Raw genomic sequence first — 17,934 nt, 5'->3', positions numbered from 1 at the left:
TTTTAGCAATCTTTGGTTGAGGAATATCATCGCCATAACATAAACGATATGATGTATTGGCCTTTTAACTCGCTACCTTTATTGTGCTACTAGGCTCTTCTAAATAATACCCTTGCAAATAGCGCGCGCCCACACTCCAAGCGACCGACATCGTTGCTGCATCTTCGATATAAGGCATGAGCACATCAACCTTGATATCATTAGTACGCGCAATAAGAGATTTAACCGTTTCTAGATTTTCTGCTGAACCAATATCTTGGATATAACTGCGCGCCAAGCGTACCATATCAGGCTGGACAAAATTGGCAATTTCAATAGATTTGACAGAAGAGCCAAAATTATTAATACCTAGTTGACAGCTAACATCGCTGAGTGCGGAAAATTGAGATTTGGCGACGGTTAAGTGATCAGAGATATCTATTTCATTAAACTGGAGTGTCAATACACCAGCTGCGCCGCCTACCGCTTTTATCAATTGACTGGCGACAATCGGCAGTTTTTTATCAACCAGTGAAGCATTAGTTAATTGTACTAACAATCTGGCTTCAGGATGAACCTTACGGACGTCATTGATTTTCTTACAGGCATTGATAAGCACCCATCGATCAATCTTTTCTAACAGTTGATGTTTTTTAGCCACCGCCATAAATTGATCAGGGGTTAATACCGTATTGTCAGCATCTGACAGCGGTAACCGTAGATACACTTCAAAAAAGTCGCTACGATCGTTGTTGATGTCGTATATCGGCTGAAATGATAGCTCAAAGCGGTTATTAGTAATGGCATCCACTAATGACTCAGCAAGTGCATGATCATCGCTATTGGCATGTTCGCTTGGGTCATATATACGGTAAGACCCACCACTATTAGAAGTCTCTACCATGATTTGGCTGATAGCATCCATGGCGCGTTCTAATATGATGACAGGCTCTACAGGATTTTTTTCAATCTTGACAACAGCAATACTAACTGTTGTATTGGTTGTACGTTTATCAACTTCAATAAACATACCCTTGATTGACGAACCGATATGCGCAGCAAGTTCTTCAATATCACTCGTCGTCTTGTTTTTTACTAAAATCGTGAATGCGGTATCGCTGAAACGGCTTACATGCCCATCAGGTACTAGCTCAGTCAACGTATGGGCAACTTGCTTGACCGTTGCATCTATTCCTTGTAGACCTAAGCTACTTCTGATCTTACCTACATTATCAACCTGCACATATAGCAGGGCTGCGGTTATTAGTCCTTGGGACGCCTGCTGATGTATCGCTATCATCTGATCTTCAAAACCGCGACGATTATCTAGGCCAGTTAAATTATCTTTACGTTCAGCTTCAGCTAAACGCTTAGCAACCTCCGCACTATTATTACTATTCTGCTGAATAATAATCTGAATGACTGGCTCACCCTCTAACGTGGCTGATGCTAGTTGTAGCTTTGCTTCAAAAGTACTACCATCTGTCCGTACACTTTCAAAATTAAACTCAACGTCTTGGCGACTACCTTTGTCAAACTGACGTAAAAACTGTTTAAACCCTTGAACATTATCTCTACCTGAAATCAGGTCAATAATAGGCACGCCTACCACTTCATTCATCGATTTAAAGCCGAATAGCTGAAGATAGGGCTCATTAGCAAATATATGGATACCCTCGTCTATATAAGCGACCGCGCTCTTAGAGTTCTTAATCAATACATTGGCACGTTGTTCTGCTTCAGAAAGCACTTGGCGTAAAGTTTTTAGCTCACGGCGACTGCGCAAACTACTATGCTGCAGACAAATAGCCATTACCACTGGCATTTCTTGATCCATTTCAAGCGCTTTGACCATCGTGCCACTAATCACAGTCGGTAGCTCATACTCATTGTAGGCAGTCGACGCTATCTCTTCATTCGTTAAACAGATCATTGGCAGATCGATGTTTTGCTCTTGTACGAGGCTCACCACATCTGTAAAGCTCATATTATAAGCTTTGCCAAATACCAGTACATCCCACGGTTGGCGCAGAAGTTTTAATAGCTCTTCTTTATCGTCCAAAAACCCCAAATTCACACTATCATAATAAGGACTCAATAACTGAACAAGACGTTCAGCATAGAGCTGATCGTCATTGATCACCAATAAATTTAAAAGAGATTGAGAGCGCATAAGGAGCCTTTTAGTCGTACGTATTGTTATCTATTATTTTGCTACTTTAAATCTTTGTCTAAAACTAACCTAGCACATAAAAGACGCTAACGTTAATATTCTATGAATCCTATCAGTATAGACTGAGTTTTCACTATGATAATTATTTTATAGTTAGAGATATCATAAAAGTCAGAGTAACAATATTTATCATTATAGACAATAATTAGACCAACTGCAGATTAACTTATGCCCTTTGTCGCCTACTATATTACTGGTGACAATCTATATAAATTCTTCGTTATGGCCTGAAACTCCTGTCACATCTAAGCATCCCTAAGCGCTATAACTGAGCCACCTCATATTGACTAAACTTATCAGTCATCATCAGCCTACGTCCTAATCGTAGGGAGGTTTGTTTATTACCAATACGCATGACGACTCTATCATCAACTTGAAAGTACGAAGGTGGTACGATTAGCGTGCCAGTCGTCTGTAGCTGTTCATCTTTACCGAGAATAAATGCTGGTACAAAATGATGACTTCGCGTTTTACTGCCTTCCAAACGTAATCCACATGCCACAATTTTGTGCCCGAGTATCTGCCATTCCACTTCTGGATTTTTAGTATCGACATTGAACCAGCGTACCACCCCTATTGACCAATTAGGTTGTTCTGTACTTTCAGAGCCATAGACTAAAATCAAACTCATTATGTGTAAAGGCTGAGGTGCTGTTAGAGAAACGTCAGGGTCAGTTTGTTCAACGTTAAACCCTTTTTGATTGAGAATGTTTTTATCGACACCATTCTTATTGAGCTCATCATCTTTTGGCAACAAATGCAGTGTGCGATATGCTGAAGAACTGTCATGGTCATCAAATGTCTCAATATTTATGATGCTACTGCGGCCACGCTCGTTATCAAATGTATCGTATAAAGGCCTATCTTCTTCTCGTAGATGTTTGATAGCGATTAGATTGGCGAAAGTTTTTGAATGACCTACATGGTAGTGTATATCATTAAAATTAGTGATTAATTTTGCCTGCTGTTTGCTACTATATTTGGTTGGCAAGGTAATTGGCGGCTGCAAATAGCGATAGCTGATGGTCATCGAAATAGCATTAATCAGACTATATTCTACTGTACCACCTTCCTCGATAAAATCTTTTTTACGGGACTCAAAATATTCAACTATCGGTGTCAGTTCTATAAATAGACAATCATGACGATCTTCATATGGGTTGATATGAGAGTTGACGGTTAGATAGCTTGGTGGATTACTACTATGAAGATCAACAAAAACCTTTGTCTCGGTGGCAGGTTCCATTGTCGCGACCATGTGTTTAGCCCATTCAGGCAATAGACGCTGTACGAGTAAGATATTCGGGCGCCTCATAGCACGCAAATTTAACAAGTGATGCAAACAAATTTGGCAATATAGCTGATGAATACTGTTTGTTTGGTTCGTGACAGTATGTATGCTTAAATCAATATCAGCTACTTTTCTCTGATGAGCCAGATAATATAACTGATTGACTTTAGACCACAGGTAATCTGATGGCTTTCGATAGCACAGTGCTTCTTCTGCTAATAGTTTTTGGTATCTTAATAGTGATTGATAAATCGCAATGGCAAGCGTGCTATCAGGTTTAGTCTCAGCACCAAAAAAACGCTGCCAACCTTTACCAGAAGATTGGTTTAGGGAGGCTTCTGACAACTGCGTCTCACGACGTATGACTTTGTCGTAAACCATGATAATTAAATAATGTAGCGATTGCATTTGAGCGATATAAGACATCTGATCCTGACTAAGCGCGCCTGTCTCATAGATATAGTGCTGCCTAAAAGCTGCAATCAGTCGGTCTGAGGCATCAACGACTGTTGCCATTAATTTAAGACGCTGTTGTTCATCCATATTGGATTCACGTAATACTGTCAGTAGACTCTCTAAATGTTCTGTTTGCTGCTCTTGGCTGAGCGCCGGTAGCGTTGCCAACATTTTTAACAAGTAACGTTCTTGACCATTTACTGAGCGATTAGATAGCGGAGGTAGTGGCTCTGTAGAATCTAAATGCTCTTGAAGCATTGATAACGTTATCATCAGTATCTTTACTCTCTATTAGTCACTCTGAGGCAATCAGTAATATGCAGCAGTACAAATACATGTATGGCATAAAAAATGTTTGTTAAGCTCGACTATAGAAAAGTGATGATATCTATTTATTGTGAGCCTAAATCTAGTAGTACGCTCTGACAATACCTGCATATTTTCAAAGTCTTGTAGTTAACGTTATATGCTTTTTAGTTAGATTACATACAGACAGCCTATATTCTGTTCCAATCATATATCTATTTATACTTATAAAAAAGCATAAATCCTAGATCTTCGTTTTTAAAGATACTATCCGTATCTTTTTTAAGAGCCGCTCTTTGTTTACTAATTCTCCTAAATTGATATAGTGCCCTACATTAGCTATTGCTGTAAATATCAATCGGCACTTTAAAAGGTCTATTCGGTAACTCTCTAACCAACTTAGGGACAAGATAGCCTGGCAATGATGCTAGCAATGACCAATAAAGCTCAATCGCTGCTTGCTCACTACTATCAAAATGTGCCGCACCAGCCACCTTGTCCAACACATATAAATAATATGGTAGTACGCCAGAAGCAAACAAACGCTGACTAAGCTGTACTTGCGCGTTAAGGGTATCGTTGACACCTTTTAGCAACACGGCTTGGTTTAATAGCGTAACTCCAGCTGCTCTAGCACGTTGCAAATACTCAGCAGTTGGTGCATCTAGCTCATTGGCATGATTACAGTGAATGACCATGACAATATGGCAGCGGCTTTGAGATAACCTCTCTAACAATGCAGCGTCCAAGCGTGCGGGTATCACCAATGGCAAACGCGTATGCAGCCGAATGGTAGTAATCTGCGGAAGAGACTCCAAAGTATCTAACCATGAAAACAAACGTCGATTGGTCACATTTAGTGGGTCACCACCACTCAAAATCACCTCATTGACCTCAGGATTTGCATTAATATAGTTGATGATATTTTCTTTTGCATCGGCAGTTGGCATGTTGGCACTATAGTCAAAATGCTGGCGAAAGCAGTAACGGCAGTGAATAGCGCACGCACCTGTAATTGTTAACAATACTCTTGACTGATATTTATGAAGCAAGCCTTTTACAGGATTTTGAGTGTTTTCGCTTAGCGGATCTGCTACGTAGCCTGTGACGTTAATCTGCTCTTGCTGATCTGGCAACACTTGTTTAAGCAGGGGATCATTACGGTCGCCAATAGCCATTTTTGTCACAAAGCCACGCGGCACACGCAGTTCAAAATGCTTAGGTACGTAAACTTCTGCACGCATTGATTCAAGCTGCAGAATACTCAATAGCTCATCAACAGATGTAATAGCTTCCGATAATTGCGTTTGCCAGTTTTTTTGTGTGATTAAATGGTTTATCATGACAGCCTATTACCTGTGCCCAAAATCCGATATTATACGCCCTTAATGTCTAGCCTATCAAAGTATCCTCGTTAATCCGTAAATACTTGGCATAACAGAAAATTTTGGTACAGTCAGCCCTATGTCTTACTATTATATTTACAACCCCTAGGAGTTTCTTGTGGCAAGTTTTTCTACTAATGAATTTAAAGCTGGTCTAAAAGTGATGCTTGATGGCAACCCTTGTGCCATTCTTGAAAACGAGTTTGTCAAACCTGGTAAAGGTCAAGCCTTTAACCGTGTTAAGTTGCGCAATCTTCGTAGTGGCAAAGTACTGGAACAAACTTTCAAATCAGGTGACAGCCTAGAAGCTGCTGATGTGATGGATACTGAAATGAACTATCTATACAACGATGGCGAGTTTTGGCATTTTATGCATCCTGAGAGCTTTGAGCAGATTCAAGCGGACAAAAACGCAATGAGTGATTCAATCAAGTGGTTAAAAGAAAACAGTAATGCTCTATGTACCATTACGTTATTTAATGGCGCTCCTCTGTCAGTCACGCCGCCTAACTTCGTTGAGTTAGAAATTGTAGAAACAGATCCTGGCGTACGCGGCGATACTTCAGGCGGTGGTGGCAAACCTGCTAAATTAGAGACAGGTGCTGTTGTACGTGTACCATTATTCGTGCAACAAGGTGAAGTGGTACGTGTTGATACGCGTACTGGCGACTACCAAACTCGCGTGAACTAATATCGCTCTAAACATGACTGGTAGTTGATATTTACTGATATCTTTATCATCAATAAAAAAGCTTAACCACCATATAGGCGGTTAAGCTTTTTTTATATTTACCGATCATAGTTACATTAAAATGCTAATCAATGGCGCCAATACTAATATTTAGTAAGTTACTCTTCTTCCAATGATTGCTTTTGTATCAGCCAATACTGTACCAAGGCATTTAGCTGCTCTTGCTTAAAAGGTTTGGTGCAATAGTCCTGCATACCAACTTTCAGATATTTCTCACGCTCGCCGTCCATTGCATTGGCAGTTAGAGCAATAATGGGCGGCAATACTTGAGGATCATACAATTCATGCAATTTGATAGTTGCCTGTACTCCATCCATAATCGGCATATGATGATCCATCAATATCACATCATAACGGTCAGGAAATAAAGCAAAAGCTTCAATTGCTTGCTGACCATCCGTAACATGGGTGACAGTATGACCACTGCTGGTTAATGATTTTTTGGCTATAATCGCATTGACAGCATCATCCTCGACCAACAAGATATGGCCAGACCGCTCATGCGTAGGTTCAATCATCGTCATATCGTTAGAGTCTTGCCATACCTCATACTTGTCTTCGTCAATAGTAGTTAACGGTAATAAAACACTAAATGTCGTACCGACTCCTACTTCACTATTTACATGAATACGACCACCCATCAAATCGACCAGAGACTTACAAACAGACAGTCCAAGTCCGGTACCACCGTAAATACGATGAGTAAATTTATTTGCTTGGTCATAAGCGTCAAATATCGCCTCTAACGACTCTTCTTTGATACCAACACCCGTATCTTTCACTTCTATACACAAAGTTATATTCTGACCAGTTTCATCGCATTCTATTTTGCTTGCTTCTTTTTCTTGACTCGTACTCACGAATTTTTCGTTAATGTTATTTGGACAGTAGCAATTGTCCATATGTTTAACATCGATACTTACTTGACCACCTTCACGCGTGAATTTAATCGCGTTATTGACCAAGTTTGCAATAATCTGTTTTAGACGTACAGGATCACCGTTTACATAAGGTGATAGTGTTTCAGTATAATGATAATCTAAGGTCAGGCCTCTTTGACGTGCCTTAATCGCAAACAAACTGACGACCTCATTACATAAGCTAGATAAATTCAATGGAATAGAATCAATCGTCATTTTTCCAGACTCAACCTTCGATAAGTCCAAAATACCATTAATGATGACCATCAAATGCTCATTGGAGACTTTAATGTTATCAACGTATTCTCGCTGTTCGCTACTGAGTTCGGTATCGCCTAACATCTCTACCATACCGATAATACCATTCATCGGTGTACGAATCTCATGACTCATATTAGCCAAAAAGCTCGATTTCATCTCATTAGCACGCTTAGCATCACGCTGCTTATCTTGCAACTGCAAAGCATCAGCTGCCATTTTTGCAAACTCTGCCAAGATCTCTGATTGTTGCTCACTAAAACTATGATTAGGTTTCGTATCCATAAGGCATAAAGTACCTAGACGATACCTTTTATTGTCTTCATATAAGATAATAGGAGCACCAACATAAAATCGTAAATATGGAGAACCTGTGACCATGGGATTCTGGCTAAAGCGATCGTCGTTCCAAGTATCTGGCACTATAAAAACGTCATCGGACAATATCGTATAGTTACAAAAAGCAATGTCACGTGATGTCGTGCATACACTTTCAGGTTCACTATCAAATTTACAAGCTGGTTTTAAATACTGTGTTTCCTCATCCATAAAAGTGATCGTAACGACTGGCACATCAAAAAACAGTTTTGCAAGTGCAACCAGTCGATCGAACGCAGGCTCATCATCTTCGTTGAGTACCTGGTACTTCTTTAGCTTGTTGACACGTTCTAATTCATCTACCGCGACAGGGTAGCTCTGCTGAGGTGAGTTAGATATAGACAAGGTAAACTCCATTAAATAATATCAGACGTATTAGTTACGACTCGTCTGTCTTATTAATAATTGTAATGCTTCACTCACCATAATCATCGCCACCACTGACGTAACGACCACTGCTGAGCCATAACCACCGCACTGCAGACCACCTGTCTGACAGCTTTTATCTACAATTGGCGGCTCTGTCGAATAGACACATTTGATACCAAATTTTTCTTTTAAAGCACTATTAATGCCTTTTTCGTGGCGTAACTTGTTACGTAGCTTTGCTAGTAGTGGGTCTTGATAACAATCACGCAAATCACTTACTCTAATCTGACTTGGATCTATCTTACCACCTGCACCGCCCGCACAGACCAACTTTAGTTTATTAAAACGACAGTGTAAAGCGATTGCTAATTTAGCATTCATATCGTCTACACAATCTAAAATAACAATCGGTCTCCCCTGAGCAGTGGCAGATCTGACTGCTTCACGACTTGGTAGGAGTGTGGCGACGTTATCTACTGTCAAAAAGTCATCGACTAAATTTAAGGTTACTGTGGGATTAATTTCTCTAATACGAGTTGCCATTGCTTCAATTTTACTTTGACCAAATGTGCTGTCCAATGCAGGCAGTTGGCGATTGATATTAGAAGCAACCAATACATCCAAATCAATCAGCGTAATCGTTCCCACTGCTGTCCGAGCCAGCGCCTCTGCTGCCCAAGAGCCCACCCCTCCCACACCAATAATATAGACATGAGCTGCCGAAAAAGTATCAACCGCAGAGGTACCATATAGTGTCCGTGTACCTTGAAAACGACGATCGTACTGCTCATCCTGTTGGTTTAATCCATCTTGTGCAAGACTGTCTTCGACGGATTCTGGTTGTTCAAATTGTCGCGTGTCACTCATAACAGATCAAATTCTCTTTTCAAATATTTTGGTTGTCATTTATACGGCTCATACCTTTTAGCTTCTAATTACAACGATGCTTTTCTTATCAATAGCACAGTTACATTGAATAAGCCCAGTCTACTTTTAGAGCATCACAGCTATTTTGCCACAATTGCTTAGCAAGTTTATCATGTGGTATTTCTAATAGCTCACTCAAGCTTGATAATACCCATGGCAGATTGGCTGGTACATTTCTATTATGTGAATCAGTATCATCCGCTGTCTGACACATAGTAGGTGTCATATCTGGACAATCCGTTTCAATGACCAAGCATTTGATACCATGACTCTCAACTGCTACTTGAATAGCACGGCGCAGTTTTTTGGCATTCAGGTTGGTAATCTGACCCGTGACACCAAGCTTAAACCCTAATTTTACAAAAGCCTCCGCCTCTTGTTCGCCCCCGCTAAAGCTATGGGCAATACCACCTAATTTATGCGCATCGTATTTATGCGCTTTTAATATTGCGAGCGCTTCAGCATGCGCTTTACGAATATGCAGCATCACTGGCAGATTGTGGGTTACTGCTATATCCAACTGCGCCGCAAAGAACCTTTTTTGTTTAGCAAACATATCAGGCTGCTTCATTGCATCGGTAAAGGTGTCTAATCCAATCTCACCAATAGCTAATGGACGACGCTCTATCACCATTTGCTCAAGTTGTATCAAATGATCGTCAGTATGCTGCTCAATATAAAATGGGTGTAAGCCAAGTGCGATATGGGCTGTAACATTGCATTTATCTTGGTTGTTTGCCTTGGTCGCAGACGACTGTGACAGTTTATTGATAAAGTCTTGAGTATCATACATTCGATCAAAATACTGGTATAAATAACCTACTAGCACTAAGTGACGGACACCTTGACTATAAGCCTGCTCTACCTGTTGTCTGCGATCATTGTCGAACACTGGAGCATCAAAATGTGTATGCGTATCTATAAGAGGATAGACATTTTCTAAAGCTTCTCTAGCGTTTGTTCTCTCAGCCATATTCACTGATTTGTTGCCACACATTAATAAACTCCAAAACTGACTTTTCAGAACATAGAATTGAGTAATAAACACTAAGCAATTTTTACTAGACTTCTTGCATAAGTCATCGCCAGCCCTTGTGACTCCGTCAGTGGAAGTCAATGAACTGGTACTTTTGCAAGAGGTCTACTATATAAGTATTTTTATATAAGAATATTGCTATAGACGCATTATTGAGCTTCTATTTTCTAATTACTAGCTTCTATTTATTAGCTGCACTTTCACGAGCATCATTGATATCATTACCTTTAGATACGGTATTATGATTATTTACTGTCTTCGTATTGTCCTTTCGACTACTGCGCCTAGGGATGAGTAATAGTGCAGTTGCAGCCACACTTAGTAAAAGCCATTTTTTTGTATTTTTATCATCTGTCATTTTAGCTTCTGATTTACTGTCGTGGAAAGTAAGATACGTAATTCATTATTCTATTAGTAACCAATATACTCAAATATAAAAGCAGCTATGTTTATCTGTGTTATGAATACGCAAGCTAATGTACGATGTAACTATTATCTATCACATCGTACATTAATTTATGTCGGTTGAATCATATTAACCGTTATATATAGAGCTAATATTTTAACGATTAAGAGGATAGGTCGTGATACCGCTATTAGGACTATCTACTCTCGTAAAACCTTGCGAAGTAGATTTTGGCGCTTGATCACGTTTAGGGATAAGGGGATTGAGCGGCATAAGCTCGTAATCTGCACTGACATTACCATTCCAACCTTCAGTGCCGCTCAATGGTAACTGCTTAATCGTACCGTTTTTATCAATGACCAACTGCAACACTCGCATTTGATTGAACTTGCGTTCAGTCACACTCGCTACCGCGCCGCCATCACGTAGGATAGTCGGCTGTAAAAAGATAATCAAATTGCTCTTTTGGGTGCTGTCATTGTCAGAACGAAAGAGTCTACCGATGACTGGAACATTACCCAGTCCAGGAACTTTCTGTTGACGTGTGGTGGTGTTATCACGCATTAATCCGCCCAAGGCAATCGTCTGCTGATCATCCGCTAGAATGGTCGTATTAATAAGGCTTTTATTGGTAATTAGCCCACTGGCATTACCCGTACTACCTGGCACGACTGACGAGACTTCTTGCGATACCTCTAATCGTACTGTGCCATTGTCACCAATATGAGGAATGACATTCAGATTAATACCAATGTCTTGGCGATCAATTGTCTGAAATGGGTTGTTTGAGTTATTGCCACTGGTAGTAAAAGAACCCGTAACAAAAGGTACGTTTTGACCAACTAAGATACTGGCTTTTTCATTATCCAATGTCAAAATCGATGGCATGGATAGCAAGTTGGCACTGGTAGATGAGTCAAGCGCCTGTAAAATAGCACCATAAAACTCTGTATTGCCCTGACTGTCTTTACGACTGTCTCCAATTCCTATCAATGCACCTGCGATAGAGCTGGCCGCAGCGCTAATGCCTGCCGTACTTGTCCCTGCTAAAGCAGCCGCCGCAAGCGTCGTTGCGCTCGCCCCCACATTGTTAAAGTTGACCACTCCATAGCCACTATTGGCGTTACCTAGCGCCCACTGAACACCTAGCTGGGTGGCATCATCGCCTGACACTTCAACAATGGCAGCTTGAATTAATACTTGTGCGCGGCGACTGTCTAATTGGTTGACTGCATCTTCAATCTCGAACATGAGCTCAGGTGCGGCGTTAACGATAACGGCATTTTGAGTTTCATCAGCGATAATACTAAACGGACGACCGCCCACCCCTGTGCTTGTTCCGCTTGTGCTGCTAGTCGAGACAGCGGCCGCACTGCTACTACCAAGGCTATCGCTAGCTGCATTATTAATTGCAGCGCCTGTGCTGCTTACATCATTTAGTGAGGCTGATTCTAGTGTCGAGGTCGCGCCAGCACTATTGATAGATTGGTTAGCGAGTAAACCGCGTAACATATCGGCGATATGACCAGCACTAGCATACTTTAATCGAAAGACACGTAGACCACTTAAACGTCTGGTCGGCGTGGTATCCAACTGATTGACCATTTCTTGGACTTTAGCAATCATTTCAGGACTGCCTTTGACTAGCAGTCTATCGCTTGACGTATCAGCAATCACCTTTAGCTGATTGTTGCCACCTTGAGCTTGCCCGCTACCCGCACTTGAGACTAAGGCGCTAATCAACTCCATCATACGTTCGGCATCGACGTGGCGTAGTGGTATCACTTGCAAACTGTCATTTACATTACTGTCTAAGTCACGGATAAGAGCTGTCAGCTGATTAAGACTGTCTGCTCGATCGGACAATACTAGCGCATTGACACCAGGTACAGCGGCCGCGTGAGCTGACTGCGGCATCAATGGGCGAATAACACCTAATACTTCTGCAGCTTGGGTATTGGTCAAATAAATAACTCGAGTGGCGAGCGATTCGCCAACACTATCACCGCGTAAATCAACCGCCACACCAGATTGCTTAGCAATATTATCTGGCACCAGTTTTGTCGTCGTTCCCGATTCAATCGCAGCGATACCATTCACTTGCATCACGCTCAGAAATAGCTGATAAATCTCATCACGGGACAGGGCTTTATTGGAGATGACCGTGACGTTGCCATTGATACGCGGATCAAGTACAAAGTTTTGATCCGTGATGGTCGCGACCTCATTGATAAAGGCTTTGATATCAGCATCTTGTAGATTAACTTTCCAGCTCTCAGCATTGGCAAGACCAATACCAGCAGCCCATAATGGCACTGCTAGACAAAGTGGACGACACAGGCGCATCAAACGCTGCAGGCTACAGTACAAAGGCGTGGCTGAAAAATTCTGAAAACTTACCATATTGATGATTACCTACAGTGATATTGCTTACTATGTGCTGAATTTTTAAGGAGCAATTTTGCTAAAAACCTACCTTGCTAGAACTGCTGGCGAATCGTAATAACTTGCTCACCACGTTGAACCTCTATCTGCGCTTCACCTGCTTGCTGTACTTGCTGAAGTACACCAGCATCTTGCGCTGGGTTATTACCCACGCTCTGTCCGTTGACGGTCAGTACCTTATCGCCTGGCTCAAGCCCTAAACGATTACGTAGGCCAGCAGGCATCGCCGCTGTGACTTGGTAGCTCTCGCCCGATGCCATCACCCCCATTCTACTTAGATAACTGGCAGGGTTTTCTTGCAAAGCCGTAACCGCTTCTTCGATAGCCGACTGTGGACTTTTTGAAGTGTCTGCGCCAGTTGTCCCTTCTACCTCAGGAACAGCATTTTGTACTGGCTGGGGCGCTGTAGGCAACATGCTATTGTTTGGCAAACGCTGATTACTTATTCCGCTTGCTAGCATATCACTTTGATCTAATGGCATCGCCTCTGGCATTTTAATAACGGTTTCTTTATCGTTAGCATCAGCGATGATGACTGAATTCCAATCAACAGCCACGAGCGTATAATCACTGTCCTTTAGTCCATCACCGATGCGGTAATTTTTGACTTCACCATTGATATTCAGTAATGCCGAAGACATACTATCAGGTAACGCCAGCAGTACCCCTTTGAGCTCAACGTTGGGCGGTGGCTGGACTGCCGCTGCAATGGGATCAGGATCAGCAAATATCGCAAACAAACTACTATAATCATTGGTGGACTTTGCATTATTTTGCAAAGGGGCTAGCGGTAATGCAGGTGCTAAAGGCGCTGCTAATAACAACCATAAAAGACGAGCGGCTGTCCAGCATAGCCAAGCAATAGCTAACAATAATAGCCAAGCTGAAAGGCGATTGAGAGTATTGATAACAGGTTTTAAGCTTGCGGCGATATTAAGCATTTAGTTCGCCCCCAGACCAGCTAACATTGGCTGGCGCACACTGACAACTGGCGTATCTTGAGGGGCTTGTCCTTTATACTCAGGCATGTTCTCTAGCAAGCGCTGAGTCAGACTGACATCTAGCATATTATCACCATCTATATACAGATCACCCAGACGCTTATCTTGATTATTCAACAGGTTGATATGCAACAGGTTTCTATTGTTTTTTTGCTCTGCACTCAGCTCAGCGCGTAATGCAGGCATAGTCAGATAAAAAACCTTACCACCACTTGGATAGCCCACCTCGCCGCCTACCCAAGTCAGCTGTCCCTCTGCAGCACTGAATCCAGTAGTACTTTGAGCAGATGCGCTGTTAGGAGATTCTGATGATACATTGTTGTCAGAGTCATCAGATAGACGCGTCAATGAGACGCCATTGACCTGAATGGGCGTGTTAGGTAATTGCCAGTCAACGACACTTTTTAGAGTCTCAGGCGCGATTTTCCCACTCATATCGTCGACTTGCCATGAGTTAAAACCAAGCTTTACCTGTCCATTAAGTCTTGTCTGTTCTGATTTTATGTTGATATCTGCGCCAAGCTTGCCTGTGAGCAGTTGCCATGGCTGCCACGACCAGTCGGCCATACCTATGAGCGGTGTCGATGATATGGGAAGTTGCCAGATAGCAGAGCCCTGCCAGACATTTCCTGATACATGCTGTACATATGGGGTATTGGGCGCGTATTTCTCAAGTAGCCACGCCGCTGGCATCTGCAATACGGCAAATAGTGCAAACAATACGAACCCGATCAGCCACCAAAGCTTACGAGGACGTTTATGAGACAACTCAGATACTTGGGCCACAGTTGCACAACTCTTATATAAGACCAAAACGTCATTATCATAACAAACAATGGCCTATAGATGACAGAAAAAAAGCCAGTATCTTTTTGCCAAAATACTGGCAACATAGATACTGGCTTTTCTATTTTGTGGTGCCGTGTCAATTACAACTAAATACTTGTAAATAAACCACTATCTACAAGATTGCTAAGCTCGTCTGCGTGCTGTATGGCGGCCTAGGTCTACACCATTAGATCGCAAAGTCTTCAAGATCACGACCTGCTGCTAGGGCTTCAACCAACCACGTTGGTTTACGTCCGCGACCAGTCCAAGTCTCTTCGTTATTGTCCCCATTGCGGTACTTGATACTGCGTTTCTTCTCTAACGTCTCACCAGCTTTTAGGATCTCTTCGATAGTCGCATTGCTCTCTTTTGCGATTTTTTCGAACTGCATATAAGCGTCATATAAACGCTGGTGCTGTTTTTTGGCGATAAGCTGTTGTGCATTTTCAGTAATAGCACGTAGCTCGTCTACGTTTAGGTTGTCTAAATCAATTGCGTTGTTTTTGCTCATAATAAATCCAATTGTATAAAAGTTATTCACCTCAATAGAGCTATCATTCCTATTGAGAACCTGAATGAATGTTCATTCATCATTAACTCTATTTGTAACTAAATCAATATCGTATCTTCGAAAATTTGCTTGATCATTCATTGATTAAAAATCATTCGTTGCTGTTTTGATATCTTGTCATACTATCAATTGAGCGTTATTGGCAATGAAGCATTGTTGGTCACAACAAATATTCATTATACTAGATATAATAAAAATCAATCGACTGTTATCCTAATTATTATCTCAAAATATTTTTTGATTAACTCTAGGGTATTTGACTGCTATCGAGACCCAGATATTTTATCTAACCTTTTTGAGCACTCAGCTCATTCATCAAGCCATTGGCAGAGTCAGCATTCAACAAATACGGATTGAACCCATTCGTAGTAGAGTATTTTAGATACACAGCAGCGTTCTCTTCGGTTGGAGATGCGTAATTCATAGACCACTTTGACCATTCTCTGTGCTTTAATTCTCGCGTTTCAATAACCTGTAAATCGTAATGACGCTCATCAGCAATCAGGCTATATAGCAAACGATTAATTTGCGCTCTTGGACCTTCTACGGTCTGCAAAAAATAATCTTTATTAAATGTCAGCATGCCAGTAATGCCGTTGGCGGCGTTATTGATCTGTGCTTGCTGTAATATCTCATTGAAGTCAGTAGCCGATACATCTGGGTTTGCGCGACTGGCATAGGTCATGCTCATTAAGATGTGAGCATCTGTATTTACTGATGTCATATTTTTTCTCTTATAAAAAAGTTATAGAAGCAGGTAGACTCTATAGGCATCAACCAATTAGCCAAAAGCATACCAAGGTTTTTTCTTTTGAGAAGTACGCTGACCTTCTTGCTCTTGAAGCTCCGATAACGTATCAATCAACATCATAATTTGGTTGGTACTCATCAGGTAAGGGTTGAACTCATTACCTGTCGAAAACTTCAGAGCAATCCCTTTGTTCTCATCGCTTGGAATCAAGTATTTCATTGACCATTTGTTCCAGTGACGCTGATCAACTTCGCGGCACTCAACGATCTGTAAAGAATGGTGGCGATCGTCTTGGACGAGTTTTCTAAGCAGTGCATTGATCACTGGTCTTGCCCCTTCAATACTCTGCAAAAAGTAGTTGTGGTTAAATACCAGAGCACCAGTAATGCCATTGCGCTCGTTGTTTTGCTGCGCTTGCTCAAGAATACGAGTCACCTCACCGTTGAGATTATCATTGTTATAACGGCTAATATAAGTCAAACGTACAATGAGATGCTCTCCATGTTGCATTTTTTGACGATTTGACTCTGAAAGATCGACTGATTCCATAGGTTTTTCCAATTAGTTTGTTAGGCTTGTAAATATTTAATAGCTTGTAGATATTTAATAGTTTTTACACATTTGATAGCCCGATAAGCAAAGACAGCTTATTTACTTTTGATAACGAGCCAGTTGTTTTATCCACTCTGCTACTGAGTTCTTTTGATAAACTCATTCATACCGCGTGATAAATTTGCGTTGCTGCTCTTTTGTATCTCTTGTGCCAATCGCAGCAATTGCGAGCTGTCGTTGCACTGCTCCAAACTTAACAGGTAACCCCAAGCCTCCGCAGGTGGGGCGTTTTTTTCGATATAAGTCGCCAAGTCCGATTTTATCGTTCCATAATTGCTATCAGATACTTTTGACTTAAAAATACCGCCTAGCGATTTTTTACCAGCGTCTATAACGTTGCTAGGTGATTTACTATTAAAAGTACGATCGAATTCTGTCTCGGTACTGGTATCAAACGAGTTTTGTGTTGGTTGAGATCGCAAGATCTCTGGCACTTGCGTGCTGCTAGATGTTTGAGGTTCTATCTGGATACGGGCACGCGTATTCGTGGTATTCGCCACTTCGATACACTCGAGCTCTAAAAGCAGCTCGAATAGAGGTGCAACACCACCAAAGTCAGCAAACATTTTGCTATTATCGAGTGTATCTAGGTAGTTTTGGTAGGTTCGCTTACCGTCGATCATAATCAACAACGTTCTTGCCTCTCTTGGTAATACACCAAGACTTTGAGACTTTATCTCTTCTCTACCCACATCACTTTTGCGAAACACATCACCGTCATTCATTCTTTATACTCTGTACTGGCAGTCAGATAAGCACCCTGCCTGTAAGATGCCAACCCAAATAATTTTATGTTTTAAACCGTCACATGATCGAACTTTAATTGATTCGTATTTATTGCTAGATAACTTTTTAGTAGCAGCAAAAATGCTTAACATCGTGTGCAGTTTTATTTGAGCTGAGTATATAGTAGATCTTTTATAAAAGTGGTACAGTCGTTTTAAAACAAGCGAAAAGTAAAAAGATTATGACTTATTCAGCAGACTTCCGTGCTCAAGTGATTAAAAGTGTTAAACAACAAGATATGAGTA

Annotated in this window: 15 protein-coding genes; 1 reads left to right on the top strand and 14 read right to left on the bottom strand. The window is 41.3% G+C overall.

Translation table 11 applies throughout. The features are described 5' to 3' along the window. Nucleotides 1–64 precede the first annotated feature (64 nt). The 3 genes from JMX07_RS09100 to epmB all read right to left on the bottom strand — a co-directional run bounded on the left by JMX07_RS09100 (nucleotide 65) and on the right by epmB (nucleotide 5,608). Nucleotides 65–2,152 carry an EAL domain-containing protein gene (locus JMX07_RS09100; protein ID WP_201607557.1) on the bottom strand — a complete coding sequence of 696 codons (2,088 nt, stop codon included), beginning with the start codon at nucleotides 2,150–2,152 and terminating at the stop codon, nucleotides 65–67. Nucleotides 2,153–2,474: 322 nt separating this feature from the next. Further along, complete coding sequence (locus JMX07_RS09095) at nucleotides 2,475–4,232, bottom strand: hypothetical protein (RefSeq protein ID WP_201607555.1); 1,758 nt, start codon at nucleotides 4,230–4,232, stop codon at nucleotides 2,475–2,477. Between the two features lie 368 nt (nucleotides 4,233–4,600). Continuing rightward, a complete protein-coding gene (gene epmB / locus JMX07_RS09090; RefSeq protein ID WP_201607553.1) occupies nucleotides 4,601–5,608 on the bottom strand; it encodes an EF-P beta-lysylation protein EpmB in 1,008 nt (335 codons plus the stop codon). Nucleotides 5,609–5,768: 160 nt separating this feature from the next. Between epmB and efp the strand changes: the two genes are divergently transcribed. Then, nucleotides 5,769–6,341, top strand: a complete 573-nt coding sequence (gene efp, locus JMX07_RS09085) for an elongation factor P (RefSeq protein ID WP_160022040.1) — start codon at nucleotides 5,769–5,771, stop codon at nucleotides 6,339–6,341. Nucleotides 6,342–6,499: 158 nt separating this feature from the next. Here efp and JMX07_RS09080 read toward each other — a convergent pair whose 3' ends face one another. The 11 genes from JMX07_RS09080 to JMX07_RS09030 form a co-directional block, all read right to left on the bottom strand. Further along, nucleotides 6,500–8,302 carry a GAF domain-containing hybrid sensor histidine kinase/response regulator gene (locus JMX07_RS09080; RefSeq protein ID WP_227684745.1) on the bottom strand — a complete coding sequence of 601 codons (1,803 nt, stop codon included), beginning with the start codon at nucleotides 8,300–8,302 and terminating at the stop codon, nucleotides 6,500–6,502. Between the two features lie 30 nt (nucleotides 8,303–8,332). Continuing rightward, nucleotides 8,333–9,193 (bottom strand): ThiF family adenylyltransferase, encoded by an 861-nt coding sequence (locus JMX07_RS09075; RefSeq protein ID WP_201607549.1) that lies wholly within the window; start codon nucleotides 9,191–9,193, stop codon nucleotides 8,333–8,335. A gap of 100 nt (nucleotides 9,194–9,293) precedes the next feature. Further along, on the bottom strand, nucleotides 9,294–10,226 hold the full coding sequence (locus JMX07_RS09070; RefSeq protein WP_201607548.1) for a TatD family hydrolase: 933 nt from the start codon (nucleotides 10,224–10,226) through the stop codon (nucleotides 9,294–9,296). Nucleotides 10,227–10,470: 244 nt separating this feature from the next. Beyond that, nucleotides 10,471–10,647, bottom strand: coding sequence for a hypothetical protein (locus JMX07_RS09065; RefSeq protein ID WP_201607547.1), 177 nt, complete (start codon nucleotides 10,645–10,647; stop codon nucleotides 10,471–10,473). A 204-nt stretch (nucleotides 10,648–10,851) separates the two neighbouring features. Next, a complete protein-coding gene (gspD, locus tag JMX07_RS09060) occupies nucleotides 10,852–13,098 on the bottom strand; it encodes a type II secretion system secretin GspD (RefSeq protein WP_165596936.1) in 2,247 nt (748 codons plus the stop codon). A gap of 77 nt (nucleotides 13,099–13,175) precedes the next feature. After that, nucleotides 13,176–14,081, bottom strand: a complete 906-nt coding sequence (locus JMX07_RS09055) for a type II secretion system protein N (RefSeq protein WP_201607546.1) — start codon at nucleotides 14,079–14,081, stop codon at nucleotides 13,176–13,178. Then, nucleotides 14,082–14,927 carry a type II secretion system protein N gene (gene gspN, locus JMX07_RS09050; RefSeq protein WP_201607545.1) on the bottom strand — a complete coding sequence of 282 codons (846 nt, stop codon included), beginning with the start codon at nucleotides 14,925–14,927 and terminating at the stop codon, nucleotides 14,082–14,084. 229 nt (nucleotides 14,928–15,156) lie between these two features. Then, nucleotides 15,157–15,480 carry an H-NS family nucleoid-associated regulatory protein gene (locus JMX07_RS09045; RefSeq protein WP_201607544.1) on the bottom strand — a complete coding sequence of 108 codons (324 nt, stop codon included), beginning with the start codon at nucleotides 15,478–15,480 and terminating at the stop codon, nucleotides 15,157–15,159. Between the two features lie 346 nt (nucleotides 15,481–15,826). Continuing rightward, complete coding sequence (locus tag JMX07_RS09040; RefSeq protein ID WP_201607542.1) at nucleotides 15,827–16,264, bottom strand: BLUF domain-containing protein; 438 nt, start codon at nucleotides 16,262–16,264, stop codon at nucleotides 15,827–15,829. A gap of 57 nt (nucleotides 16,265–16,321) precedes the next feature. Further along, nucleotides 16,322–16,840: a BLUF domain-containing protein gene (locus JMX07_RS09035; protein WP_201607541.1), complete on the bottom strand. Its 519-nt coding sequence runs from the start codon at nucleotides 16,838–16,840 to the stop codon at nucleotides 16,322–16,324. Between the two features lie 140 nt (nucleotides 16,841–16,980). Further along, nucleotides 16,981–17,628: a hypothetical protein gene (locus JMX07_RS09030; protein WP_201607540.1), complete on the bottom strand. Its 648-nt coding sequence runs from the start codon at nucleotides 17,626–17,628 to the stop codon at nucleotides 16,981–16,983. Nucleotides 17,629–17,934: the final 306 nt, after the last annotated feature.

This window comes from Psychrobacter immobilis (assembly GCF_904846235.1).
GTDB lineage: Bacteria > Pseudomonadota > Gammaproteobacteria > Pseudomonadales > Moraxellaceae > Psychrobacter > Psychrobacter immobilis_C.
This window is presented reverse-complemented; position numbering and strand designations above follow the sequence as displayed.

Bases quoted from the DNA above. Each gene is read 5' to 3' on its own strand.
- JMX07_RS09095 (WP_201607555.1), bottom strand. From the start codon at position 4,232: ATGATAACGTTATCAATGCTTCAAGAGCATTTAGATTCTACAGAGCCA.
- JMX07_RS09045 (WP_201607544.1), bottom strand. From the start codon at position 15,480: ATGAGCAAAAACAACGCAATTGATTTAGACAACCTAAACGTAGACGAG.
- JMX07_RS09065 (WP_201607547.1), bottom strand. From the start codon at position 10,647: ATGACAGATGATAAAAATACAAAAAAATGGCTTTTACTAAGTGTGGCT.
- JMX07_RS09030 (WP_201607540.1), bottom strand. From the start codon at position 17,628: ATGAATGACGGTGATGTGTTTCGCAAAAGTGATGTGGGTAGAGAAGAG.
- epmB (WP_201607553.1), bottom strand. From the start codon at position 5,608: ATGATAAACCATTTAATCACACAAAAAAACTGGCAAACGCAATTATCG.
- JMX07_RS09040 (WP_201607542.1), bottom strand. From the start codon at position 16,264: ATGACATCAGTAAATACAGATGCTCACATCTTAATGAGCATGACCTAT.
- JMX07_RS09075 (WP_201607549.1), bottom strand. From the start codon at position 9,193: ATGAGTGACACGCGACAATTTGAACAACCAGAATCCGTCGAAGACAGT.
- JMX07_RS09035 (WP_201607541.1), bottom strand. From the start codon at position 16,840: ATGGAATCAGTCGATCTTTCAGAGTCAAATCGTCAAAAAATGCAACAT.
- gspD (WP_165596936.1), bottom strand. From the start codon at position 13,098: ATGGTAAGTTTTCAGAATTTTTCAGCCACGCCTTTGTACTGTAGCCTG.
- JMX07_RS09055 (WP_201607546.1), bottom strand. From the start codon at position 14,081: ATGCTTAATATCGCCGCAAGCTTAAAACCTGTTATCAATACTCTCAAT.
- JMX07_RS09100 (WP_201607557.1), bottom strand. From the start codon at position 2,152: ATGCGCTCTCAATCTCTTTTAAATTTATTGGTGATCAATGACGATCAG.
- JMX07_RS09070 (WP_201607548.1), bottom strand. From the start codon at position 10,226: ATGGCTGAGAGAACAAACGCTAGAGAAGCTTTAGAAAATGTCTATCCT.